Consider the following 23,950-nt stretch of genomic DNA (forward strand, 5'->3'; position numbering starts at 1 on the left):
CTACATCTTTAAGCGCAAGCATGTGTAAACAAAAAAATTATGCGTAAGATTTATGCACTTCTTGTTGGGATTAATAATTATCATCCTGCTTCTTATCCTCCAGTACCCTCTCTACAAGGCTGTGTTGCTGATATTGAAGCTATCGGAGATTACTTAGATGAACGAATTAATAAGGATGAGTATGAACTAGTAAAACCTCAAGATATAAAATGGATACTACTGAATCAAGATGCAACCCGTCAAGCAATTATAGATGGCTTTGAGCACCATCTATGCAATGCAGGTTCTGATGATGTTGTGCTTTTCTACTATGCTGGTCACGGTTCTCAGGAGAAGGCATCAGAAGAGTTCTGGCATCTCGAGCCTGACCACTTGAACGAAACCCTAGTTTGCTACGACAGCCGCACAGCAGGTAGTTGGGATTTAGTTGATAAGGAATTATCTTATTTGATTGCTAAACTTGCTGAACGAAAACCACACATTATTGTAATTTTAGATTGCTGTCACTCTAGTTCTGGTACACGAGAGGGAGTTTTGGTTACGGATGTGCGTACTGCACCGCCAGATGCACGAGTACGATCGCTGCACGATTTCATCTTTGCAGAAGATCGAGCATTTGCAGAATATTTACTCACTTCTAACAATGCTGGCCAGAAGTCCAACCGTCTGGTGTTCCCTCAAGGGAAGCACGTCCTCCTCGCAGCCTGTCGCGATCATCAGGAAGCTAAGGAATATTTGACAGAGGATGGGTCACGCAGAGGTGTGTTTTCTTACTTCTTGTTACAAACACTACAACAGACAAAGGGGAACATTTCTTATCGTGATTTAAACTGGAATATTAATGCGTTAGTCACAGGTAAAGTTCGAGGTCAGTCACCTCAAGCAGAGGCAATCAACCCCGACGACCTTAAGCAAAGTTTTCTAGGTAAAGATGCAATTAAAGAACGTCCCTCTTATTTTGTCTTGACCCACAACCAAGAAAATAACTGGGTAATTAATGGAGGTGTTATACACGGTGTTCCTAAGATTGCTGAGCGGGAAGAAGCTATAGTGGCAATCTTTCCAACCAACGATGAAGAGCGCTTACGTCACTTGTCAGATCCTTTAGCTACAGCCAAGATTACAAAAGTACGGTCAAATCATAGTGTTGTCCAAATTATTGATAACGAAAAACCATTAGATGACCAATCAAGCTATTGGGCAGTAATTATCAGTTTGCCGCTCAAACGGTTGAATATTTACTTTAAGAGCGATACTCATAGTACAGTTGGAATAGAGCGTGCCGCGCAAGCTCTTCAGACTCGGAATTATAATCAATACCCTTCACTATATCTCAGTCAAACAACAGAGCCGGAAACTGCTGATTATCACCTTCTAGCTCACTGTGGGCAGTATTGGATCACCCATCCTGCGAATAATCGTCTTTTGATCCCTCCCGTTCCAAGCCAACCTCATCCGCAAGGTGATTACACACTCCAGTCAGCTTCCCAGGTGATTCGACATCTAGAAGCTATCGCACGTTGGCAGAACATTTTGGATCTTGCCAGCCCAGCAAATAGTAGCATTAGGTCTACCGATATCACCCTAGAAATTGAGATTTTGCGAGGAACTCAAGCAACTACTCCAGATTCAGATTCTACTTATAGCACATCCACAGTTGCAGACATACGCCTTGAATATGTCTATGACAATGACAATACTGAGTGGCAATTTCCAGGCATTCAACTAACACTTACTAATCATAGTAATAAAACACTTTACTGTAATGTTTTGCTGCTATCAGAAAATTACAAGGTGGATCTGCCATTCTTTGAAGCACAGAGTAGTGTAAGAATTCCACCAAATGAACAGATTGTGAGTAAGCAGATTGGTTTGTTTATCCCACCTGATTATCTGGAGGAAGGTATTACCGAATACAAGGATATTCTCAAGTTGATTGTCAATACAACTGACTTTGATGCCAGTCTTTTGGAACAAGAGGGGTTAGATCCCGCCACTAGAACACGCTCTACCATAATTCCCAAGGGACTTTTAAATCGTTTAATGGATCGGATTTATACTCGCGATGGCATTCCGTTTTCTAATGAAAGCAATGACCATTGGACGACGCAGGCGATCGCAATCACAATTTTACGCCCTCAAGACGCTAAACTTATCCAATCCAACCAAGATGTTGTTTTGCAAGAATGATAGTAAATAATACCTAATGTACCAAGCGTATTAGACGCCCATTCACGATCTCCTATTACTCGATACAGGTCTAAGGCTTGCTGCAAAGTTTGAAGTGCTTGAGAAAACTGATGGTTTTGATAAAATTCCAAGCCCTGATGAATAAGATCGTCAGCTTGCATTTTTGCTATATTGTCCATTTACATACCTGTTAAAAATTAACCTACCCTTTCTTAGGAGCTTAGCGTGAGTTCTGCTGAACATTGTCATCCACTTACCAACCTACGCGATGCCATGGCCTTTCAGCCTGAGCTTAACGAACTGCCAAGCACGGAACGTCAGGGTATGAGATTCAAAGGATTATTCATTGGTATCGATCGCCACGACTCATCCAAAATCTCGTGGTTAAGCTGTGCCAAACGTGATGCCACAGCACTCCATGCTTTATTCTGTGACACGCTGGGTGGTGAAGCCGAGCTTTTGATTGACCAGCAAGCCACTTACCAAGACATTCTCGAATGTTTGGCCGCTCTAGCAACTTGTAACGAAGAGGATCTTGTTGTTATCGCGTTCTCTGGCCATGGAACCAATTCTCATCAGCTTGTTGCGTATGACACGGATACTTACAACTTAGATAACACATCAATCTCTCTTGAATTTTTAGCTGAGCAAATTGCACAAATTCCAGCACGTCGGCTCATCTGCTTCTTAGATTGCTGCTTTTCTGGTGGTGTAGAAGCCAAAGTATTTCAGGTTGAAACTGTGGCACGCAATTTGGAATCTGTTGATGCTGCGCTATCTCAATTGTCCGGGGAAGGACGAATAATTTTGACGGCATCAGGTTCAGCGGAATCAGCCTATGAAAATATACGACTTGGGCATGGCTTACTGACCCATTATTTATTGGAAGCCCTACAAGGAGCAGAAGAAGTACAACAATCTGGCAAACTCGCTGTTTACCCCATGCTTCAATACATTACGCAGCGAGTTATTGACGCATCCACTCAGCTTGGTAAGCCACAGCATCCCACACTAAGGGGCAAAATTGACGGTAAGTTACTTTTACCTATTTTTAAACCTGGTTCATTGTATCGAACGGCATTTCCAGAACGATCGCATCCTAAAGTCACATCTGATCTTCAAAGCCTTGCTGCCTATGGTTTTCCAGAAACTTTACTTCAAACTTGGGCAACAGTCATTCCCTCCTTCAATGCGCTCCAACTTGCAGCAATCAATGAATTTAAGGTATTAGAAGGAGAGCATCTGGTTGTGTCAGCACCCACTTCTTCAGGCAAGACGACCATAGGAGAGCTGGCTGCGTTGAAAAGTGTGCTAGAGCGCAAGCGGGCGCTATTCCTATTGCCACTCAAAGCATTAGTTAGTGACAAATTTAGAACTTTTAATGAATCTTACGGTTCGTTTGGCATTATCACAATGCAAGCTACAGGGGAAACAGACGATATTACACCCTTACTACAAGGACAGTATGACATTTGCCTGCTCACCTATGAGAAATTTGCATCTGTTGTTTTGACAAATCCACATATTCTGAATCTGGTTGGTACAGTCGTAATTGATGAAGTGCAGATGATTGCGGATGAAACGCGGGGTGTGAATTTAGAGTTTATCTTAACTTTGCTCCGAGTGAGACGACAACAAGGGCTTGAGCCTCAAGTCATTGCGCTTTCAGCGGTTATTGGAAATACAAATGGGCTGGAACATTGGCTAGGTGCACGCTTACTGCGGCGGGAAGAACGACCTGTTCCTTTGGATGAAGGAATTTTACTCGCAGATGGGCGTTTCCGGTTTATTGATGGAGATTCTGGTGAAGAAAAGATAACGGAGCCACTCTTTCAACCCCAGCCCATTAAGAATTCTAGCCAGGACTATGTGATTCCACTGGTTCAGAAATTGATTAGTGAAGGGAAACAGGTGCTTGTTTTCCGTGAGAAAAAGGGAGAGGCTCGTGGATGTGCACTTTATTTGGCTAGAGAACTAGGATTGGCATCAGCTCAAATAGCTTTAGATTCTTTACCAACTGGCGACGACTCGAAAGCTTCAAACGATTTGAAGTTAGCATTGCAAGCTGGCGTTGCATTCCATACTAGCGAACTTACCGCAGAAGAACGACGAGTCGTTGAAGAGCGGTTTCGTGCCAAGAAGACAACCTTGCGAGTGATTGCGGCTACAACCACTCTGGCAATGGGAATTAACACACCAGCTGAAGCTGTTGTTATTGTTGGTCTAAACCATCCTTTGGCTAACAAAGGATCTAGTCCTTATTCAGTAGCAGAGTACAAAAACTTGGCTGGACGTGCCGGACGGCTTCAGTTGACAGAAAGAGGAACGTCTTACCTCTTAGCTTTAGCTCCACTCCAAGTACACAACTTTTGGACACAATACGTCAAAGGTCATCCAGAATCCCTTACTTCTCGCTTCTTAAGTACTGATACAGATCCACGAGCACTGCTGTTACGGATTCTTTCTGCAATCCAAAAGTTATCCAAGCTAAAAGCAACCCAGCAGTTACATATGCAAGGAATGCAGGCAGAGGATTTAATTGAGTTTTTGGAATCTAGCTTTGGTGCATTTCAACAAATGCAATTTGCCCACCAATGGAAATGGGATCGTAACCAGCTTATAACAGCACTTCAGAGTTTGTCGCAGCATAGACTGATTGAGCCAGATGAAAACAATTTCTATTATCTAACCCCTTTGGGACGATTAGCTGGAGAGGCAGGCGTTGAGGTTGAGTCGGTCATTCGTCTAGTCGCCTGCCTCTCCCAACTCAATCCTGAATCTATTCTTGAACCAACGCTTTTGGCTGCAACACAGTTAACAGTTGAGTTGGATCGACTTTTGTTTCCGATCAATTGGAGAAGCACAAACAAAGAACCTACTGTTTGGAAACAAGAACTTTTAAGACAAGGTGTTCCTCATTTGTTACTGAATGCTCTGGAACGGGGTGTTACCACTCAGCATCAAAGCACTTTAAGAGCAAAGAAAGCAGTTGCTTGTCTTCTATTTGTAACCCATCGACCAACAGCTGAAATTGAGAGTATTCTTACACAGTTTGGAGGTGCGCCCGGTGGAGCAGCAGGAGCAATTCGTGACGTTGCTGAACGAACCTGTGATTTATTACCTACTGTGGCTCAAGTCGCAGGAATACTGCATCCTAACCTTGATTTAGACGAACCTATTTCTCGTTTGCTCATACGGCTGAATGTTGGAGTTCCGCCAGCAGCTGTTGATTTGGCAAGGCAGGTGGCTACCCGTTTGACACGGGGTGAATATCTGCAATTACTTAATGCTGGACTTTGCAATATAGACGCGATCGAAACAGTGTCTGATTCAGATATTCTCCCTCACCTCAACCATGATGTCGAAAAGCTAGCCATTGTGAGAAAGGCTGTGGAACAACACCGTCAGCAAGAACTTGAGCCAACTCTCCTTTCACCAATTCTTGAACCTTTTGAAAGTTAGCCGCTGAAATTAACCGCTTAGTGTCCTTTGCGATCGCTCTAACCAAGCATTTAATCAATTAGGGCTAGAAAAGAAAGGAGATGCCAATAGTTCAAAGATAACGAGCAAGCAATTCCTGAGCAGCTTGCTTGTGTTTTTCCACCAATTCCTTGGGTGTAAGGAATTGAGCGCTACCCATAAAGCGATAAACCCAACGGCTAAATTCCGTCAGAGATCGCGATGGAAGTTTGAGTCTGTAATCTAGATAGCTTGGTTTTCCATCTGGAGTTTTCGCTCCAAAAGAAATTTTCTGGCTTTTATGGCGTTTTTCGCCTTCTTGAATAAACACCATAACATCAGGAAAGAAGCGCACGGTTACTTTAACAAAATCTAATTTTCCCTGTCGCTCTAAACTTTGTTCTTCTTGTTTACCTAAATATAACCCCCAGCCATTCTCCAGTAGTTGATGTGCGACTTGGAGGCTTTGCCATTGTTCTGTTGAATCCCGTCCTTTAGAGTCAAGCAACTTAAAGTGTTCGGTAAACCTATCCAACCTTGAGATAGCTAAATGTCCATTCTGACAATCTTCATGCAATAGATACCAAGCTATATCTGAATAGATAAGTTGTAAAGGGTAAATATTTAAAAACTCAGTAATACCTTTTTGATAAGCATTACGACTGCGGTAAATTTCTATTGCCTGGCCCCGAATAATAGCGCTTTCTAGCTGTTCTAGTTTTTCAAAAAGGGTGCCGCGATACTTACTTTCAGCCATCATTTCTTGCGGGTCAGTGTAAATAATTGCTCGATTGATTTGCGCCCGCACTGGATAGGCAAATTGGTCTGCTAAGTTCAGTCCCCGCAATCGTCGCATCAATATTTGATAAATTTTGTTAACTTGCGGATCTTGTTGATATTTTGCTTGAGAACTCAAGGCATTGAACGCAACCTGTAATTCTATCCGACTCATTGCACCAGTCCCCAGATAATAACCCCAACGATACATGCGGTTGTCTAGGATATTGTAGTCACGCAATGTCCGCAAATCTTTTCGCAGCGTGTGTAGTGAGTAAGCTGGCAAATCAATACCGCAGTCACGAGCAACTTCCTGCAAACGCACCGACACCTCAGTAAGTGCATCATGATAACCCCCAGATTTTGTATCGATTGAATCATTAAAATCACTGCCGCCCACTCCGGGATAACGCACAAAAGTCGCAATCAGTAGCATCAACCGTTCAAACGCCTGGAGGTCAGTATAAAGATGAGCAATAGACTTCTTGGGCATTTTGACCTGTCAAGTAAAAGAAAATATTCAACTAGTACTTAAATTAACCTCTCAAAGCTCTACTAGTCTTGCTTTTTAGGTAATTTTAAATAATCAAATAAATACTCGGATTTAATGGATTTCTTGAAATCCCTTTTGCTACTATGCAGTTTATACAAGGTAAATCAAGGCATTCAGGCTACATTGCACTCAAACGGCATAAGTACTAGACCGATATCTTAAATAGATAATTTTCCGCGTAAATTGTAGATATAGTGTAAAAATAGTTACTTAAAACCCTTTGCAGGGAATCTTAAGTATAGAGATACTTTTTTGTCAGGGCAGCAACCGAACTTTGTTGGTTGTCTGGTTAGTAAAAATTGAACAAGAAAGCAGAGGGAAAAAGGCAGAAGGGATAAATCCCTTCTCCGATTGCCCGATAGCCCAGCGTTAGCGACGCAGTTTAACTAAGTTAGTTATCTACTAAACAATGACTACTTTTAACTTCTCTATACCAAGACAAACGCAACATCTTTGGCAAACAATTTCGTCACATTGGTCTCATTATAATCGTCCAGATAAACAGCGATTTTTGGGTAGCGTTCAGATTAGTCAAAAAGCCACAGACCAAGTTTTAGATGTTGTAGGCTATAACTTGAGCAACCTAAGTACAGTTACTTATAATAAGTTATATGAAAGATTCGATGAACCTGAGCAGAACTGGCTGAAAATTCTAACCTTTGCTCTATCTGAGTATGCATATTATTATTCAAGCGTTGAAGAAAAATTTTGGTATGGTTTTTGTCAAAGGTTAAAACTTTCGTGTAATCAAAGTTTAGAGAAGACACTACGTCGGATCGTTGGTGAAGGGTTTGACCTACTTGGTCTTGTCAAAGCTAAAGGAGGGTATCCCTATGTATCAACCTTATGGCTGCAAAGTGGTATTCCTCAACAAAACCTCAATCATTTTGCCCACTTAGTTCAGGAATTCTCAAATGAATATGGATGGTGGGAAATTGCCCATAGCTCATGTGAAGATATTTCTGAAGAACTGTTTGATTTTTGTCACGAAAAGCATCCTCAATGGACTACTCTAATTCATTTTCTTAAATCTAGTTGCCCGCAGAAAGAAAACGAGGAAGTTGAACCAATATCCGGGCAGTTACTTCAAGGCATTGCTATTATTGCTGTTGAACTTGAACGTCAAGGAACATTACCTGAAACGCTGAAAGATGACAATGAGCGCGAAAAGCTGCTGAGAAACTATTACTTACCAAACAATTTTTTCTTGAGGGACTGGAACAGTTTAATTCAGGTTTTAACTCCTAAACAGCGTCGTTTTGGTAATAGCCGTAAAATAATTAGTCGTCGCCAAAAGCCTCTATCACTGGTTTTAGATGTTACTGAATCATTGAATATGCAGCTAGTGCTGCCAGAACAAAGCCTTTGGAAGAAAGTTGGGAACGCTTAAGTGGTACTTTCTGCCAAATTCCAGCAGCACATTGGGAAGGTACTATTCCCAATAATCCAGGATTAATGATTCCCGAACAAGTTGTAAATATCAAAAATGGGGCTGAAGTATGGGAATGGCAACTCTTAGATCATCGAAAAAATTGCTTAAATGAGTGGAAGCTTGAGGGTGTAGCCAGGAATCTGCCTTGTCTAATATTCGATGCGGGGACAGGCGAACACTTAAATTTAGACTCTGCTAATCCTAGCATCAGGGGAGCCAAAGAAATTATTTTCTTTACTCCTAAAGGCGTTTGTCTAGACTTTAGTAATGGTATTGAAATTGTAGATACTTGTGTACCATCTAGTATTAGAGGCTGGCAAGGTAAACAGCTTACACTGACAACGAAAGAATCATCAATTGCCTTCATAGCTTTCTCCGATGAAGAGATTACTACATTCCCAACGATTAGCTGGAAAGTTTCTTTTGAGGAACAACCAAGTTTAAGAGGACTGAAGCTCAAGGGTAAAAAATCTGTTTATCTAGAAATTCCCACGTTCTGGTATCCGCCTATTGAAGGACAAATATCCTTAAATGTTTCTATCGAAAATATCACCCATCAAAAAACAATTATTACTACAACTGAAATAATACAACCAAGCGATAAATGGCAAGCAATTCCTCTCGATAAATGGATTATTGAATCAGGGAAATATGAAGCCCGCTTTTGGAATCAATTTCATCGCTGGTCATATAAGTTTGAAACTCAGTCTAACTATCAGATGGCTAGCAAGCCAGAGATTAAAAATTTACTAATTAGTAGCAGTTCGCAAGGACAGGTAGAAAAATTACCTATTCCTAATGGTTCTGCTGATACTTTTTGGGCAGAAGAAATTAAAATGAAAGGTCTTTTACCTCTAGAAATTATCAGTTTATCTTTATATGATAGGCAGGAAACTGTATCTTCTCAGTGTCAAGCAGATTCATTGGGTAATTTACACATAAACTTGGCATCTTTCTATAATTTATTATCTCCTGATTCTAATTGGTATGCTTTAGATTTCCAGAGGATAGGTGGGGAAACACAACGTTTAACAGAAATGGAAGTTGCTTCCCTGGTAATTAGCTGCACTTGGGATAATCAAGCAGTTCAAATATCTGGTTTATCACCTAACGAACTTTATTCTCTTTCATGCTGGAATTTACTCTTACCTGAAAATTCGCCAGTAGAAATTAAAATTTACCCAGTTTCGTCAAATGAAGATAAAATTAATGTTCCGTTAAAATTGCAACCTGGAATTTATAACATTCAGATATTAGGCTCACGTAAACTACGACATAACCTTGGTTGGTGGTGTAATAGCAATCAAAATGATTTACCGGATGAAACTTTAGAAAATGAAGATTTGGCAGATTACTGCTACACCATTCTAGATAATGAATCTGTTAGTGATTTTGTGAAATCTGCCAATAAATATGACTATGACCCTTATTTATTACAAACAGCTATTGATAGCCTGAAAAACTTACCCTGCTATCTTCCAGAATGGTTGCAGATTAGTTCTCTTACAGAGAAACTCCAAGCTATTGTTGAAAATCTAAAAGTCAAGTTGAAAAGTCCGGCAAGTACGCAAAAAGTAACAATATCAAAAGGAGCGGATACTATTCATGTAGCAGCTATTAAAGAAAATTGGTTATTAATAAGTTTAACAAACCCTAAAAAACGTAATTTTGTTTTTAAACAAATAGAAATAAACATTGAAAAGAATCATCGGCAGAAAGGAAATTTAAGTATTCATCTTCCTAAACAACCTGTTTACAATGATATTCTAGTATTGAAATACAAAAATATAAATAATATTAACAGCTATATACCTCTAGAATACATTCAACAAACTCAGCCTTTAACCTCAAATGAGGCTCAAAAAATATTAATATCATAAAATCATGTTTGCCGAAAAAATTACTCGACTACTCAGCAATCATCGTCATTCCGATAATCAGACAATTCCACAGCCTTTAACAAAGCATCAGATTATTTCGCTGCTAGTTTCAAGTCTTTCTCCCAACGAATATCAAGAAAACCTAACAGATACAATTCAAAATACCCTAAATGAATTGCAAGCAGAAGGTGAAATATTAGCAGGAACGCGAAACCATTACTGCATTGCTCCTCCGATGGTTTTAACCCAGAATAAAGAAGATTTAACAAGTTTGCTATTTCGGGGCGATCGCGCTTATTTGACTCTGGCTCATCAAGTCCTAGAAAGTCAACAAAACCCTCCAAATCCTTTAGTATTACGCCCTCAAAGTAATCAATTTCATAGGATTAAAAATCGCCTTCATCAAGTTGGTATTCGTTTGCTGACTATTTCAGATAGTATTGAAAATTTCCCAATCCCAAGAAAACCCTTGAAATCGGAGTTGCGTTCAACTTGGACAGAAGACCCTTTTTCTATCAAAAATTGGCAAAATGGAAGCTATATTCAGCGATACGTACCCTGTAATGAAGCGCAGAAAGAGCGTTGGCGCAATCCGAGCCGCGAAAGTATCAAAAATGAAGATATATTGCACTTACCCACAGGTGAATATCTGTGGTTTGAAGACCAAAATTTTTATGAATTAGAGCCAGATTTAGCTATTTTAGCCATGTTCTACCAGGACAAACAAATGGGATGTCCTTTAAAAATAATTTGGGATGAACCTCCAGGAAAGTTAAATTTGCAAGGTGTCTATCTTCCCAGTACCTATGCACGGTGGTTATGGCATATTTCTGAGCCTGGAGAAGAATACAGAACTCGAAATTTTCAATCAAAAAACTGGCCACTTGTAAAAGAAGCATTTAAACGTTTAGGAGCTAAATTAGTATGACTAAATATCTAGATCCAATCGCAGCAGTTGAACAACCCCGTGCAGACTTTATTCGCTATTTACTTACAGCTTACCCCCTACGTGACCCCCATCTCCGCTACGGTTTTAAGCAATTATTAGAGCAACCTGGAAACCTTTGGCAACATCCTTACCTCGAAGGTTCCCAGCCGTATAAATCAAGTCTTAGTATCAATGATTTGGTCGAACAAGGGGTTTTACACCCTGATATGGCAACACTATTTATACCTAGTAGCCGTCGGTTGTACGAACATCAAGAAAAAGCTATCCGCGCAGTTGTGGAACAACAGCAAAATATAGTCGTTGCGACTGGTACAGGTTCGGGAAAAACTGAGTGTTTCCTGACACCCATGCTCGATATGCTACTGAAAGAAGGAGATAATTTATCGATCGCTGGAGTGCGTGTGCTAATTTTATACCCGATGAACGCTCTGGTAAATGACCAAGTTAAACGTCTGCGGCAATTATTATGTCGCCAAAAGACGACAACCAAAATCAAATTTGGATTCTACACCAGTCGCACCGAAAAGGACAGAGGTAAAGCAATAGAGTCATTAAGAGAAGAATTTGCAGCTTACGATCCAGAGGAACTGCGGCAATTATTTACCTCGGCTGAAATAAAATCTATAAAAGATGAGGAATTAATTGATAAAGCTATTGAAAAAACTAGCCAAGTGCAATTACTCTCAAGAGAAGAAATGTGGGAAGCACCACCCCATATTTTAATTACCAACTACTCCATGCTGGAGCATATGTTGATTCGGCCCAAGGAGCGAGAAAAAATTTTTGAGGCTTCAGTAAATACTTTCAAAATGTTAGTAGTAGATGAAGCTCACACCTATGATGGTGCTAAGGGTAGTGAAGTTTCCATGCTATTAGAGCGTTTTAAAGCTTCCGTAGGTGTGGAACAAAAAGGTAAAATTCGCTGCATCGCTACCAGTGCTAGCTTAGGAGATGCTTCGGTTGATGATAAAGTTATCGCATTTGCAGGAGAGTTTTTTGGTGAAACTTTTAGTCAAGTAATTCGCGGTCAGCGTCTCAATGCTAAAGACCGATTAGGCAAACCTTATACTCTACCTGCTGCACTTACTAATGAAGAAATTATACAATATTTAAGTATTATTGAATTACCACAACAAGGTTCTTCAATTAGTTCTTGGTTTGACCCACTGAGCGCTATTGTACCCGAACAACAACTAAAATTAGCTGAGTCGCAAGCTGATAGCGATATCCACAAATTCCTCTGGTTTGCTCTCAAGGGGCATCCCTTAATACATAGACTGATTAATATACTTTGTCGCGAACCTAAACCTTGGAAAGAAATAGTTCGCTCTACAGAATTATGGGGTGTAAATCTGCCAATTAAATTAGATGGTAGCGTTGATGATACAGATGCAGAAGTTGCACTAGCTCATTTGCTGCAAATAGGTACTCTCGCTCGTGCAAATCCAGATGATTTACCTTTACTTCCTGTGAGATTGCATCTTTTATTTCGCAGTTTAGAGGGACTTTATGCCTGTATTAATCCCAAATGTTCGGGAGCAGCGCACGACCCAATTTATTCAGACCGTGAAGTACGATATGGGCAACTTTATTTGAATGAGAAAAAACCTGTGAATGCTGTGGTTCGCCTGTATTAGAATTGGGCAGTTGTTCTCAATGCGGTCAGGGTTATGTATTTACTCAACGTCAAGATTCGGGAGAACTAGAATCTCTACCCAGATCAATTCAAGCATTAAAGGATAATACCAAGATTTACACTTTGACTTCTGGCAATTTAGACAGTGTAACAGAAGAAGAGGAAATGGGTGAAGATGAAGAGGAACAAGAATCAACAACACTAAAAACTTTTAAATTTGAACTTCAGAAGCATGGCTGGATTGGTAAACTTTCAGATGAAGCGTTTACAAACAAAGTAACACCAGAAAATGAATTTGTTTTAGCATGGCATCGCAAAAAAAATGACGGAGATGAAGGCGGTTGTTATTTAAACAGATGTGCTGCTTGTGGTGCTGGAACTGGGCGCACTACTCTAGCAATTAATCGATTTGTGACTTATACAGATGGCCCATTAGAGGCGATGCTTGATAGTCTCTTTGAACTACTACCAGAAACAGAAAAGACTGATAAAAACTCTTCAAAGCGGAAAATACTTACCTTTTCCGATGGTCGTCAAGATGCAGCCTTTTTTGCCTCTGACTATCAACGTACCCATACCGAAATGCTATATCGACAGATGCTTTGGCAAGCATTTAATCAGATAAAAAATGCTGAAGGTATTACATCTGTTAATCAATTAATTAACCAACTGAAAGCAGAATTTTTAGAATTTTATATTCCTCACCCTGATCGAAAATCTGATGTAAATTATAAAAGCTACCGTCCTAACGATCCAGAAGAGGAACCTAAAGATAGAAAAAATAAAATAGATGCGGAAGATTTAGCTCAGAAACGAGCTAAGGAAATATTAGTTAAGGAATTTGCTCTTTATTTTAACCGTCGTTTAACCTTAGAAGCATTTGCATTGTTAACTTGTCATATAGAATTGGAGAAGCATTTAATAGAGTCAGTTGCTGGTAAATTTGAAATCAGCAATGATGAGGCGCAGATTTTATTGACAGTTATTACTGACATCATCCGTCGCACAGGAATTGTTAGCATTGAAGGCTCATCCAGCTACTTTCAAGAAACCGGAGGCGATGGTCGCCGTCCCGAAATGATAGATGCTCAGGGTAAGTCTAAAAATTACCTATTTCTAGAAAAATCAGATGATGACACAAAAAAATATAAAGACTCTCCCTCTTTTATGCCTTGGAAACAAGGAAAGGTGAGAAAACCACCAAATCGCTTGGGTTGGTACTTCTTACAAATATTTGGCGAAGAGGAACTTCCTAGTAAAGAAGATTTTATATGGCTTTTCCGGCAACTTCAAGACTTTGGCTTACTTGTTTCAGCTAAAAAGGGATTTCAACTCAACTGGGGACTGTTAAATATTTTTGAGACGCGGCAAGATTGGTATAAATGTAATTGCTGCCAGCAGATTTTTCATGTTCCAAGTTTATCAAAAATCACTCTTGGAAAACTTAGTGTTCAAAGATGTTCAGCTTATAAATGTGGTGGTACTCTTGAGTCTTACACACCTGAAAAAATTGAACAAACCTCTGCCGAACATTACCAGCAGTATTTAATTAAACAACGCTTACCCTTGCCACTGCGATCGCAAGAACATACAGCACAGCTAGGTGTTGCTGAACTAGAAAAACGCGAAAATCGTTTTCGCCAAGGTCGCATCAATATGCTCAGTTGTTCGACAACCTTAGAAATGGGTGTAGATATTGGTGAGTTGCAAGCGGTGGTTCTTCGCAATTTCCCTCCCCATGTTAGCAACTACCAGCAACGAGCCGGACGCGCTGGACGACGCACAGATGGTGTAGCTATTACTTTAATGTATGGGCAACGTCGTCCCCACGACCGCTTTTATTTTGAGCAACCAAAAGAGTTAATTGCTGGTAGCAATCAAATTCCCAAGCTTGATTCTGCTAACTTCCAAATACAGCAGCGTCACATTCATGCTGAGTTACTAGCTGCATTTTTACGAAAAAACTGGAATCTCAGTGCAGAAGAAATAAAAATAGCAGAGTTTTTGGATTTACCACTAGAAAATCCTGCTTCCTCTGAAAATTTCACTCCTACTGCTGAAGCCAAGATTTGTAAGTTACAACAATGGCTAAATAGCGATGAAGCAGCAGAGCTAGCCGTGCAGTGGCTAACTCGGTTAGGTAGCTCCGAAAGTCAAGCAGCTATAGTGCTGAGAGGCTTTAAAGATGGGATTGAAGATTTTCAAGAGCAGCAACTTCAAGATTGGAATAGTTTAGCGGAAGATATGCTTGAACTACGAAACCGCATTACCGATCCATCTGAAACAAAAAATTTAGAGAAAATAGCCAGACTTATTGCTGGGACAAAGCGCGAACTTGATAAAATTGGCTCTCGTCGCCTACACAACGAACTAGCGCAAGCCAGTATCCTACCAATTTATGGTTTTCCTATTGACGTAGTTCGCCTTTTGACCGGGGAAAGCAATGAGTATAATTCCGCACAAGGAAAACATCGACTAGAACGCGATCGCCGACTTGCTCTTGGTGAATATGCTCCAGATCAAGAAATAATAGTAGATGACCGAATGTACAAAAGTGTTGGCATTCTTAAACCAACAGAATTAGAACAAAAGTTCTATTGGGTTTGCCAAAATTGCAATCATTTTTTAGATGCTAATACGGGAGATGAACTAGTAGAATCCTGTCCCGTCTGCTGTGATGAGCCATCCTCACCTGCGGCTAAAAAAATGAAACTTTACAAGGTTCCTAAAGCATTTACAACTGATTGGGAAAAGCTTCCAGAAGTCACTCCCTATATCAAACCGCAGCGTCAACCAGTATCTCAGATTTTCTTAATAAATGATGATGGGGATTTATCAGAAACCTTACCACCACAATTGGGTTTGTATACTCTTACTGTTAGTAAAGGTGGAAATTTCTTTTTAGCTAATCAAGGTTCCTATGGTAAAGACAAAGGGTTTGATAGAAAAGGATTTGCAATTTGTACTACCTGTGGACGCGATTTGAGCGATTTATTACCCAAAGGAGAACCGAAAAAAAGCCGAGGTAAAAAAGGAGCCAATAAAAACTCTGCAACTAGCCAACAATCATCGCAAATTCCTCATACTCATCCCAGAACAGGAAAACCATGTTCTGGCCGCTATACATTGATGCATTTGGGACATGAATTTTGTAGCGATTTACTAAAAATTGTCTTTGACTCCAAAACTGAACCCACACCCCTGTTCGGCGAAGACGGAGAACGTGAAGATGACGGCGAAATTTTTACCAATACAAAAAATCGCAACCGAGGTTTAGAATTTTGGCGTTCTCTCACCTATGCATTGTTAGCAGCAGCAGCCCAAGTAATTGACGTACCGCGTACAGAATTAGATGGGCTGTTTACGCCTCGTTCGGACAAACGCGCTAACATTATTATTTATGACAATGTGCCTGGAGGGGCAGGATACAGCCGTCGCGTTGCCGAACGCTTTGATGAAGTTTTAAAGACAGCATTAAAAATAGTTTCATCATGCAACTGTGCAACTAGTTGTTATGACTGTTTGCAAACTTACTCAAATCAGCCATTTCACAACCAATTTAACCGTCATTTAGTGGCAGATTTTCTTAGACCGATAGTTGAGCAAGTCAGTCCAGATGAAGAATTACAAAAATTTGCTCCCAACTCTAACAGAATAAGTTTGTCTCTCATCGCAGATATCTTACCAGCAGTTTGCCGAGCAGCTGCACCAGATACTTTAATTTATTTACCCAAACTAACCGATGAGTTTGGTTTAAATAAAGGTTCAAATTTGCCTTGGTTAAATCTGCTTACAGATGCAGTTTACTCTATGAGACCGATTAATAAGCCACTTGAATTAATAGTAAACCATTTGCCAGACCCCAATACACTTTCAGATGCTTCTTTAGACCAAAGAAATCACCTCAAGGTTTGGCGAAAACGCTTACAACAGTTGATAGACCAAGGTTTAGTAAAACTTTACCAGGTTTGTGCTGAAAATTTACATCAGGATGTCCCAACTCTTTGTTTCAATAGCAACCAAAGTAATCGTATTGCACTGTCATTGCAGCAATTCTCAAACAATGAACCATCAACATGGTTTCAAACCCGAAGCCCAGAAGGTGTTAAAACAGTTTTTAGTCGGTTAGAAAAATTACGCCAGGAAGCAAGACTTGTTCAAGCATCTGAGTTAGAAGATATAAACACAACTGTAATCTTCTTAAACCCTTCTGAGAAGGAATGGCGCGGCGACTTCAGCATGTCAGAACTTAGAAATAAACTGAGATTAGAGGCTGCTTTATCTGGAAGCGAGGTGACGAAAGTTGTGTATCGCGATCGCTATCTGAGGGAAGAAGGGGCTTCCATTTTAGTTGAATTATTAAAATGGGGTGGATTTGATACTCAATCTCATGTAGAAATTCTCACAGCCGAATATAAGGATGCTAAGAACGCTTTTACCATAGAGAAAGAGCTTAAAAAAATATTTGTTCAACTCCAACCGAATGAAAATAATTTGTCGATTCGAGTTAAACGCTCAGTTGATTTCAAACAATGGAGTCACCTTATTCCTCACGGTCGCGTTCTGGAAATCTACCGACAAGACGGATTGCATTATCAAGTGATTTTTGACATCGGGATGACCTTTTTAGCAAGAGAGCGCGGAAAATATCGTGTTAAATTTACTACTTATGTAGTAGTTGAGAAAACCATTTAAAATTTAAGGATGGCGAAGAATGGGCGTTGCACAATACGGGATTTCCAAATAAAAAAATATCCCATCGCTCTGAAGGCAAGGGAGTAGGGAGCCGCGTTCGGATGGGGACTGCCGCAAGTTGTTTAGACGTTGCCAGTCAACTGCAACAATTTTAGACATAAATTACGAAATATAATCTTTAAGCGCGAGCTTCTTCCCACGAGAAGAATAATTGAGAATGTATCGCTAAGATGCAGAAACCACCCATGCCGAAAAACTGGATTATTAAAGTAGACAACTATTTCCATGCAAACCCCAATTGCATCATCGCCACCGCCCATGTGGACGGCTTCCCGACAGACTTACCCCTAGAACCCAACATCCGAGAACCTAACCGCAAAAGTGCGACATACCGACAAATCTTTGACTCTGTGACGACTCAACCAGAAAAATTCTTCTCTCGTCACAGTGGAATAGTTCTGTCAGCGAATAAAGTTAAACCTAGCAAAAACAAAACCGAACTGGAGCTAGAAGTCTTAGAAGCTAACGAGGGGGGTAGCGATGGCATTATCAACGGAGGTCACACAGTTTTAGCGTTTGAGAGTGCTAAAAATTACAAATATGACCTAACCCAAGCCAGAGTCAAAGTTACCATCCACATCGGCCTCCAGGAAGAGGAAGCTAAAGATATAGCCCTCGCCTCAAATACCACATCGCCAGTGGATTCTCGCTCCAAAGTCAACGCCAGGGGAGATTACAAATTTATCAAGCAGTATTTAGCCCAGTTAGAAAGAGCAGAAGATAGAAAATTTAGAATAGCCTATTACCAAAACCAAAGTGGCGCTCCTAGAAATGCCCAGTGTAATGTTAACCACTTGTTCAAGCTGATCAACTGCCTCGACAGAAATAGATACAATCCCGACGGCAATAAACGAAGCAAGCACCCTACAGGTACGAATACCCCAAGCCAAATCACAGACACTGAGAGGGAAAGATTAACTCTTCTATTGCCTCTACTTCCCAAAGCTCTGTGGATTGAGCAAAGACTGTACGAAATAATCCAAGAACATATCAGCAACCCCAGAAGAAAGGGTGTGAACGACTTAGCATCAATTGATACACGCAAAAGTACCCTTCTCCCCGACAGCAAGTACTCGTTTGGGTTTGGTGCGCCAACCGACCTGGCACTACCCATAATTGCATCCTATCGGGTATTCCTAGACCAAGACTATAACTGGATTATTCCTTTTGACGAATTCGCCGAAAACTTTCTCCAACACCTGTGGGTTAACTATTACCGTAAATACTTGATATCGGAGAAAACAGCAGGAAATACAGTGGGGACTAAAATTTGTCGCAACTCAGAAATTTGGGAAAGTCTGTACATTTCGGCCCAAAGTTATTTAAACCAGCATTTGGTGAAAATTGTCAATTCCAGCAAGCATGAAGAATTAACACTCACACCAAGCTAAAATGTCCACTTAACAATTAATTGTCATCTAGGAAGAGATTATGGGCATTTTCTAGAATACCAGTCTCTAGGCAAAGCTTAATTGTGTTGCGATCGCCCACCGTAGGCGCTTTGTGCCATCGCAGCGCAAGGGATTTTAAAAATACAGGTTCTGTGGGTTGGCAATTACCGTCTACCCCTAAAACCTGTAGCCTTTACTAGAAAAGGATTTCCGGATTTAAATAACAAATTAGACTTGACACGATGGATTTTACGGCGTACCAAGGTAGGTAAATTGCGCTTTCATGAGAATTATCTGCACCTTATTGGTGCGATGGTCTCCGACCGACCGGAAATCATCGCCACCGGAAAGGGCGGTTACGCCATCGCAAGAAGGCGGGGCGTAAGCCCATCGCGCTCCTAAACAGTTGCTCCCGTTCATCTGCGGCGGTTTGGGAAGAAGCTATAGCACAAGCCTTGGTGGTCAGGACATTAACAGATGATAAAACTTAGACACAAAAAGACTTCTCACCCAGTCCCCAGTCCCTTGCTATAACAGCATCAGCTTCCGGAACAAACACGGGCGTTGAATTAATTTCAGAATGTCTATTCCAAGAGTAGTTTTAGATACTAAGCCTGATGAAGACCCTTGCTCTTGAGTATCAGAAAACCGACTCGTGCGTTCACACAAGTTAACATTTCAATTAATTTGGCAAAACCCTTTTTGTTAGTAGTGAGTAGAGTAGCAAGGGGGAGTAGAATGAGACTAAAAATGTCTGGGAACAAACGTTATCGGACATTTTTTTCGGGCGGATAAACCCGCTTCATCCCGCGTATTATTTTGAGGCTGTGTGATGACGTTATCACGTACAGACGCAGGTGTAGATACAGAAGAATTAGGGGTGGCGATCGCTCAGTTATCACCGGAACAACTAGCGGTGATCAAAGCAACAGTCGAAGCGGTGGTACAGGCAACTGGCACACCCAAAATCACTGGGGCGGAAACTACCAGCGAACTGTTTTCTAGTTGGCTCACCAGTAGGGAGTCAGAGCAAACTGTGCGAGCATACCGAAATGACGTGATGCACTTTGTTCAGTGGCGACTAGGCATTGACTATCCAGACTTAGATAATTTAAACCTGCACACCACCACCAAAGAAGATGTGGACAATTACAAAGCCCACCTACTTAAAAAAGAGAAAACAGGGGAAATTGCTCGTGCTTCCGTCCGCCGTCGCCTTGCTTCCCTTAAAAGCTTTCTGCGCTACGCTTGCGATGTAGGCTACTTGCGGGCCAACCCTGCAATGTTGTTGAAAGTACCTCCGGAGCGCAAAAAGATTAAGGAGCGCACCCTGACTGAGACTGAGATTGAAATCCTATTCGATGCAGCTGCACAAGTTGTAGAACAAGCCCCCACTCCTCACAAAAAGATACAAGCGCAACGCAACCAACTAATTCTGGAGCTTTTTTACTACGGTGCTATTCGGGTAGGTGAGAGTGGTTTAACCTGGGCTACCATGCATTCAAATCAGTCCGGGCTACCTTACATTAAAGTGGTAGGCAAAGGAGACAAGGAGCGCGATGTTCCCATACCAATAGAACTTTACCAATACCTTTTGGCTAATCGACAACATGCTAAAGACAAAACCGAGCCGCTTTTCACAAGCCAAAAAACGGGTGAACCCATTTGCGATCGCCACATCCGCCGCATCATCAAATCCATTGCCGAAGTAGCAGGGTTAAGTCGCATCCCCTCCCCACACTGGTTACGGCACAGCCACGCTACCCATGCTGCTAAAAACACGCCTATTCACATCATCACTAAAACGCTGGGCCACTCGTCAGGGAAAATCACGATAGACAACTATCTACACGTGGGTGAAGATGAAGCTAGCTCTCTTAACCTCAAACGATATCGCTGAGGCTTTGTGAGACATGCCCCGATTAGAAATTAGCGGCGATCGCTACGTAACCCATCGCGCCACTAGCCCAGAAATGTGAACGCTTGCGTCACCTGAGCGGATGATACAGTTCGTCAAGAGCATTCCATTCCCAACCCACGCTCATTGGATCGCGGTTACGTGACCAACTCAAAAATTCTTTGGCGCTGAGTTTTTCTCTTTCAGCAATCAGGCTTTGGGGGCTAACACCGAGTCTTGGAGCAAGACTTTCGTTTGTCCTGGGTTGTAATTCAACTTGTGTTTGTTGGTACGGGTGCACTTGTCTTCGCGGCTTGTTGTTGCCCAATCTCCCAGAGGCGATTGCCCGTTCGATTAGCTCCAGCTTTTTGGTGATGGCTTCAAGTTTTGTTTCCACCGAGGAGCCTTGATCGGTAAGATGGGATTCCAGTTTCTCCAGCTTTTTTTCTAGCTGTTTGACTGATTTACTGTCTGCCGTTACATCGATATCATTATTGATATCAAATTTTATTAGTAATTCCTCTAAGGCTTGCAGCAAGGCAATTGTATGACCCTGCCTATGTAGTTTTGATAGTCGCCGAACCACCTTAATTAGTGGAACGGGCACACGAATCATCTCGCTTGGTGGGGACTTTTGGTCAGGCATTTGATATCATTTTTGATATCGACATATTGATTGTAAAAAGTTTGGCGCAAAGCTATAATTTACTGAGTATTAATTGTGTCCAGATTTTAAAGATTGTTACATTTAGACACAATCTGCTGTAGAGGAATAAAAAAGTTCAACAATAAATAATAAAGTCCAACAATTTCTGTTAGGTGCTTTACCCCGCTCCAGGCATCCGCATCCGTGCATAAATCGCTCGCTTGCCTGTACATCGCGCACACGCTACGTTATTACTAGAGCGATCGCTTCCAGCGGGCGGTTACGCCATCGCACTTGCTATTTAGACCTGGCACGTTGACCTTCAAAAGTAGCGTTGGCGCACTTCCCCTCGCTGTCCGTATACTCATTACTCAGCACTCATTACTCCCTAGTGCCGATACATAAGCGCACTATCCGAAAGAGATTGTCCCAGTTTAAGAAGTGAACTTAAGACATCACCTCATAATTTGGTTGAAATTCTAGTGTCCCTTTGCGTTGATTAGTTTCATAGGTGGGCTAGAACCAACAGAGTGTTCTGATTATTCTGTAACTAGCTAAAATTTTAACCATGTAGGGGTAGAGCTACCAATGTAGGGAAATGACCGAACTATATAAGGCTGGAATCATTGAGGTAACAGAAGCAGAAGATGAAGATGAAGATTTATTTGAGGTTGCGGTGCATTTTGACGGCGATATTTTTCTTCCCAACGTCGTTTTTGCAGGCAAAGACCACGCATTGCGGCAAGCTAAAAAGCTCTATGATTGGCTAGAAGCTAATCATAAAGAAATCAAGGGAGAGCAACTGCGTTGGCAATCATACACAGTTAATCGTGAATCTCTAAGAGAGTATCCAGCCTGCTATTTACCTTACTACTACTCAAGATACGAACAAAGTTTAGAAGTTTCAATTGTTGAGCGAGACCAAGAAGCCATTGTTTATGGTTGGTTGAGCGCTGAACCTTTACCTTACTATATGGACAAAGAAGATGGTTTGGTAGTTCTTGGAGACATTTCAGATGATGCTGTGCTTGCTGGTTGGCATAAAGCTATTGATATACGCATTTACATTTACTCTTTTATCTACCAGTCAAATAGCAGTCACAAGCTTTAATAATCAGTTGACAATTAGGAGCTTTAGGTGCAGCGAAAAATCGAATTAAAAAGGGGTGTTGATAATACATCTGTTGAAGCCTATTTGGGAGATTTAGTCCAAAGACATGTTGATGATTATGTCAATTATTGGGTAGAAAGCTTAAGGTTATTTAGTCAATCAGATAAATACTGGGATTGGATATTCAAATTAAGATATATTGCCAATCAAGAAAATCTTGAAGGTTACGCAGTTGAGTGCGAAAACAAAACTCAAGGATTAATGATAATAGAAACGCAAATGCACGGTTCTCGGTTAAATATTGGTAAGAGGCTAGTTTATGTTGATGGTATTGCCACTGCCCCCACTAACCGAATCGAGATTCAGCGTCCGCCTCAATTCAAAGGTGTTGGTCAAGCACTATTAAATTTCGCAAGAATTAGAAGTGTTGAGTTAGGGTATGAAGGTAGAATTGGGTTGCATTCCTTACCAAGGTCTGAAGGATTTTATGAAAAACAAAATATGTTGAACTGCGGTTCGGAAGAAGAATATGAAAATTTAGTCTACTTTGAGTATGGTGTATTGAGACGAAAATAAGGGCTGATCCGGGTAAAAATTTATGAATCATCAACAGCAAAAGGATAATTTTGAGGCAAACGAGTCAATAACAACCCAAGAAGCTATAGATTTACTTTTTGGTGAAGGATGGCTCGAAGAGGCTGTTTGCATCGAAGATGAAGCAAATTGCACGATTGGCGCTGGTTTGGATTGGGGTAATGCATTACCACCTTTAATGCTCAACCTTCCTTTATTTGGTCGTCTATCAACGCTGCGTGTATCTCTTAACCGCGAAGTCAGGCTAATAATTGAAACATGGGATTTAGGTATAGGTACAACTTCTGCGACAGAGACTGCAAGGGCATGCATTAAAGAGCGGTTGCTATCTCCTACGCCTGAGTTAATACCTCACTTGGAAGCTACTTTGTTGCAAGATGATTTATACGGTGAAGAGTTTATATCTAACCGCGAAGCCCTCAAATCGCTACTTGCAGTAGTTCTTACTGATTCTGATAGAGAAGAAATTGCAGAGAAGGCTGCTAATTCAATACGCACACAAGTTATGTCACAGGTGAATTTTTCCGGAAAACTTTCTGCGTAAATATAATCACAATAATATTGGGTCAAATTCAATCAAAATTAGTTTTCTGCAACCCAAAAGTAACTGATTGATGACTGGTAAAAACCGCAGTCGCTATTCTTCAAACTGGGATACTATCGCACTTAAGGTCAAATCA

14 protein-coding genes are annotated in these 23,950 nt (G+C 41.0%); 12 read left to right on the plus strand and 2 right to left on the minus strand.

The window, feature by feature from the left end:
* Positions 1 to 39: 39 nt before the first annotated feature.
* A complete protein-coding gene (locus RMY16_RS01865) occupies positions 40 to 2,190 on the plus strand; it encodes a caspase family protein (RefSeq protein ID WP_322734929.1) in 2,151 nt (716 codons plus the stop codon).
* A 225-nt stretch (positions 2,191 to 2,415) separates the two neighbouring features.
* Positions 2,416 to 5,652, plus strand: a complete 3,237-nt coding sequence (locus RMY16_RS01870; RefSeq protein WP_322734930.1) for a DEAD/DEAH box helicase — start codon at positions 2,416 to 2,418, stop codon at positions 5,650 to 5,652.
* Positions 5,653 to 5,743: 91 nt separating this feature from the next.
* Here the strand turns inward: RMY16_RS01870 and RMY16_RS01875 are convergent, their stop codons facing one another.
* The gene (locus RMY16_RS01875; RefSeq protein WP_322734931.1) at positions 5,744 to 6,919 is read right to left on the minus strand and encodes a WYL domain-containing protein; all 1,176 of its coding nucleotides are present in this window, start codon (positions 6,917 to 6,919) and stop codon (positions 5,744 to 5,746) included.
* 469 nt (positions 6,920 to 7,388) lie between these two features.
* On the opposite strand from RMY16_RS01875, the gene RMY16_RS01880 reads away from it, so the two are divergent.
* The 7 genes from RMY16_RS01880 to RMY16_RS01910 all read left to right on the plus strand — a co-directional run bounded on the left by RMY16_RS01880 (position 7,389) and on the right by RMY16_RS01910 (position 20,922).
* Positions 7,389 to 8,369, plus strand: a complete 981-nt coding sequence (locus tag RMY16_RS01880) for a hypothetical protein (protein ID WP_322734932.1) — start codon at positions 7,389 to 7,391, stop codon at positions 8,367 to 8,369.
* The gene (locus RMY16_RS01885; protein WP_322734933.1) at positions 8,345 to 10,291 is read left to right on the plus strand and encodes a hypothetical protein; all 1,947 of its coding nucleotides are present in this window, start codon (positions 8,345 to 8,347) and stop codon (positions 10,289 to 10,291) included. Before RMY16_RS01880 ends, RMY16_RS01885 begins: the two co-directional genes overlap by 25 nt.
* A 4-nt stretch (positions 10,292 to 10,295) precedes the next feature.
* Complete coding sequence (locus RMY16_RS01890) at positions 10,296 to 11,219, plus strand: hypothetical protein (protein WP_322734934.1); 924 nt, start codon at positions 10,296 to 10,298, stop codon at positions 11,217 to 11,219.
* Positions 11,216 to 12,877, plus strand: a complete 1,662-nt coding sequence (locus RMY16_RS01895; protein ID WP_322734935.1) for a DEAD/DEAH box helicase — start codon at positions 11,216 to 11,218, stop codon at positions 12,875 to 12,877. The genes RMY16_RS01890 and RMY16_RS01895 overlap by 4 nt, the downstream gene beginning before the upstream one ends.
* A 122-nt stretch (positions 12,878 to 12,999) precedes the next feature.
* Complete coding sequence (locus RMY16_RS01900) at positions 13,000 to 17,571, plus strand: DUF1998 domain-containing protein (protein WP_322734936.1); 4,572 nt, start codon at positions 13,000 to 13,002, stop codon at positions 17,569 to 17,571.
* 245 nt (positions 17,572 to 17,816) lie between these two features.
* Positions 17,817 to 19,022, plus strand: a complete 1,206-nt coding sequence (locus tag RMY16_RS01905; protein WP_322734937.1) for an AIPR family protein — start codon at positions 17,817 to 17,819, stop codon at positions 19,020 to 19,022.
* Between the two features lie 832 nt (positions 19,023 to 19,854).
* The gene (locus RMY16_RS01910; RefSeq protein ID WP_322734938.1) at positions 19,855 to 20,922 is read left to right on the plus strand and encodes a tyrosine-type recombinase/integrase; all 1,068 of its coding nucleotides are present in this window, start codon (positions 19,855 to 19,857) and stop codon (positions 20,920 to 20,922) included.
* Positions 20,923 to 21,010: 88 nt separating this feature from the next.
* Here RMY16_RS01910 and RMY16_RS01915 read toward each other — a convergent pair whose 3' ends face one another.
* On the minus strand, positions 21,011 to 21,565 hold the full coding sequence (locus RMY16_RS01915; RefSeq protein ID WP_322734939.1) for a hypothetical protein: 555 nt from the start codon (positions 21,563 to 21,565) through the stop codon (positions 21,011 to 21,013).
* A gap of 598 nt (positions 21,566 to 22,163) precedes the next feature.
* On the opposite strand from RMY16_RS01915, the gene RMY16_RS01920 reads away from it, so the two are divergent.
* Genes RMY16_RS01920 through RMY16_RS01930 form a run of 3 tightly spaced genes read left to right on the plus strand, consistent with a single transcriptional unit; the run spans position 22,164 to position 23,814 of the window.
* Positions 22,164 to 22,676 (plus strand): hypothetical protein, encoded by a 513-nt coding sequence (locus tag RMY16_RS01920; RefSeq protein WP_322734940.1) that lies wholly within the window; start codon positions 22,164 to 22,166, stop codon positions 22,674 to 22,676.
* Between the two features lie 27 nt (positions 22,677 to 22,703).
* Positions 22,704 to 23,252, plus strand: coding sequence for a GNAT family N-acetyltransferase (locus RMY16_RS01925; RefSeq protein ID WP_322734941.1), 549 nt, complete (start codon positions 22,704 to 22,706; stop codon positions 23,250 to 23,252).
* 22 nt (positions 23,253 to 23,274) lie between these two features.
* Positions 23,275 to 23,814, plus strand: coding sequence for a hypothetical protein (locus RMY16_RS01930; protein ID WP_322734942.1), 540 nt, complete (start codon positions 23,275 to 23,277; stop codon positions 23,812 to 23,814).
* The last annotated feature ends 136 nt before the right edge of the window (positions 23,815 to 23,950 follow it).

Origin of the sequence: Nostoc sp. DedQUE12b (genome assembly GCF_034530835.1) — a bacterium.
Classification (GTDB): Bacteria; Cyanobacteriota; Cyanobacteriia; order Cyanobacteriales; family Nostocaceae; genus Nostoc.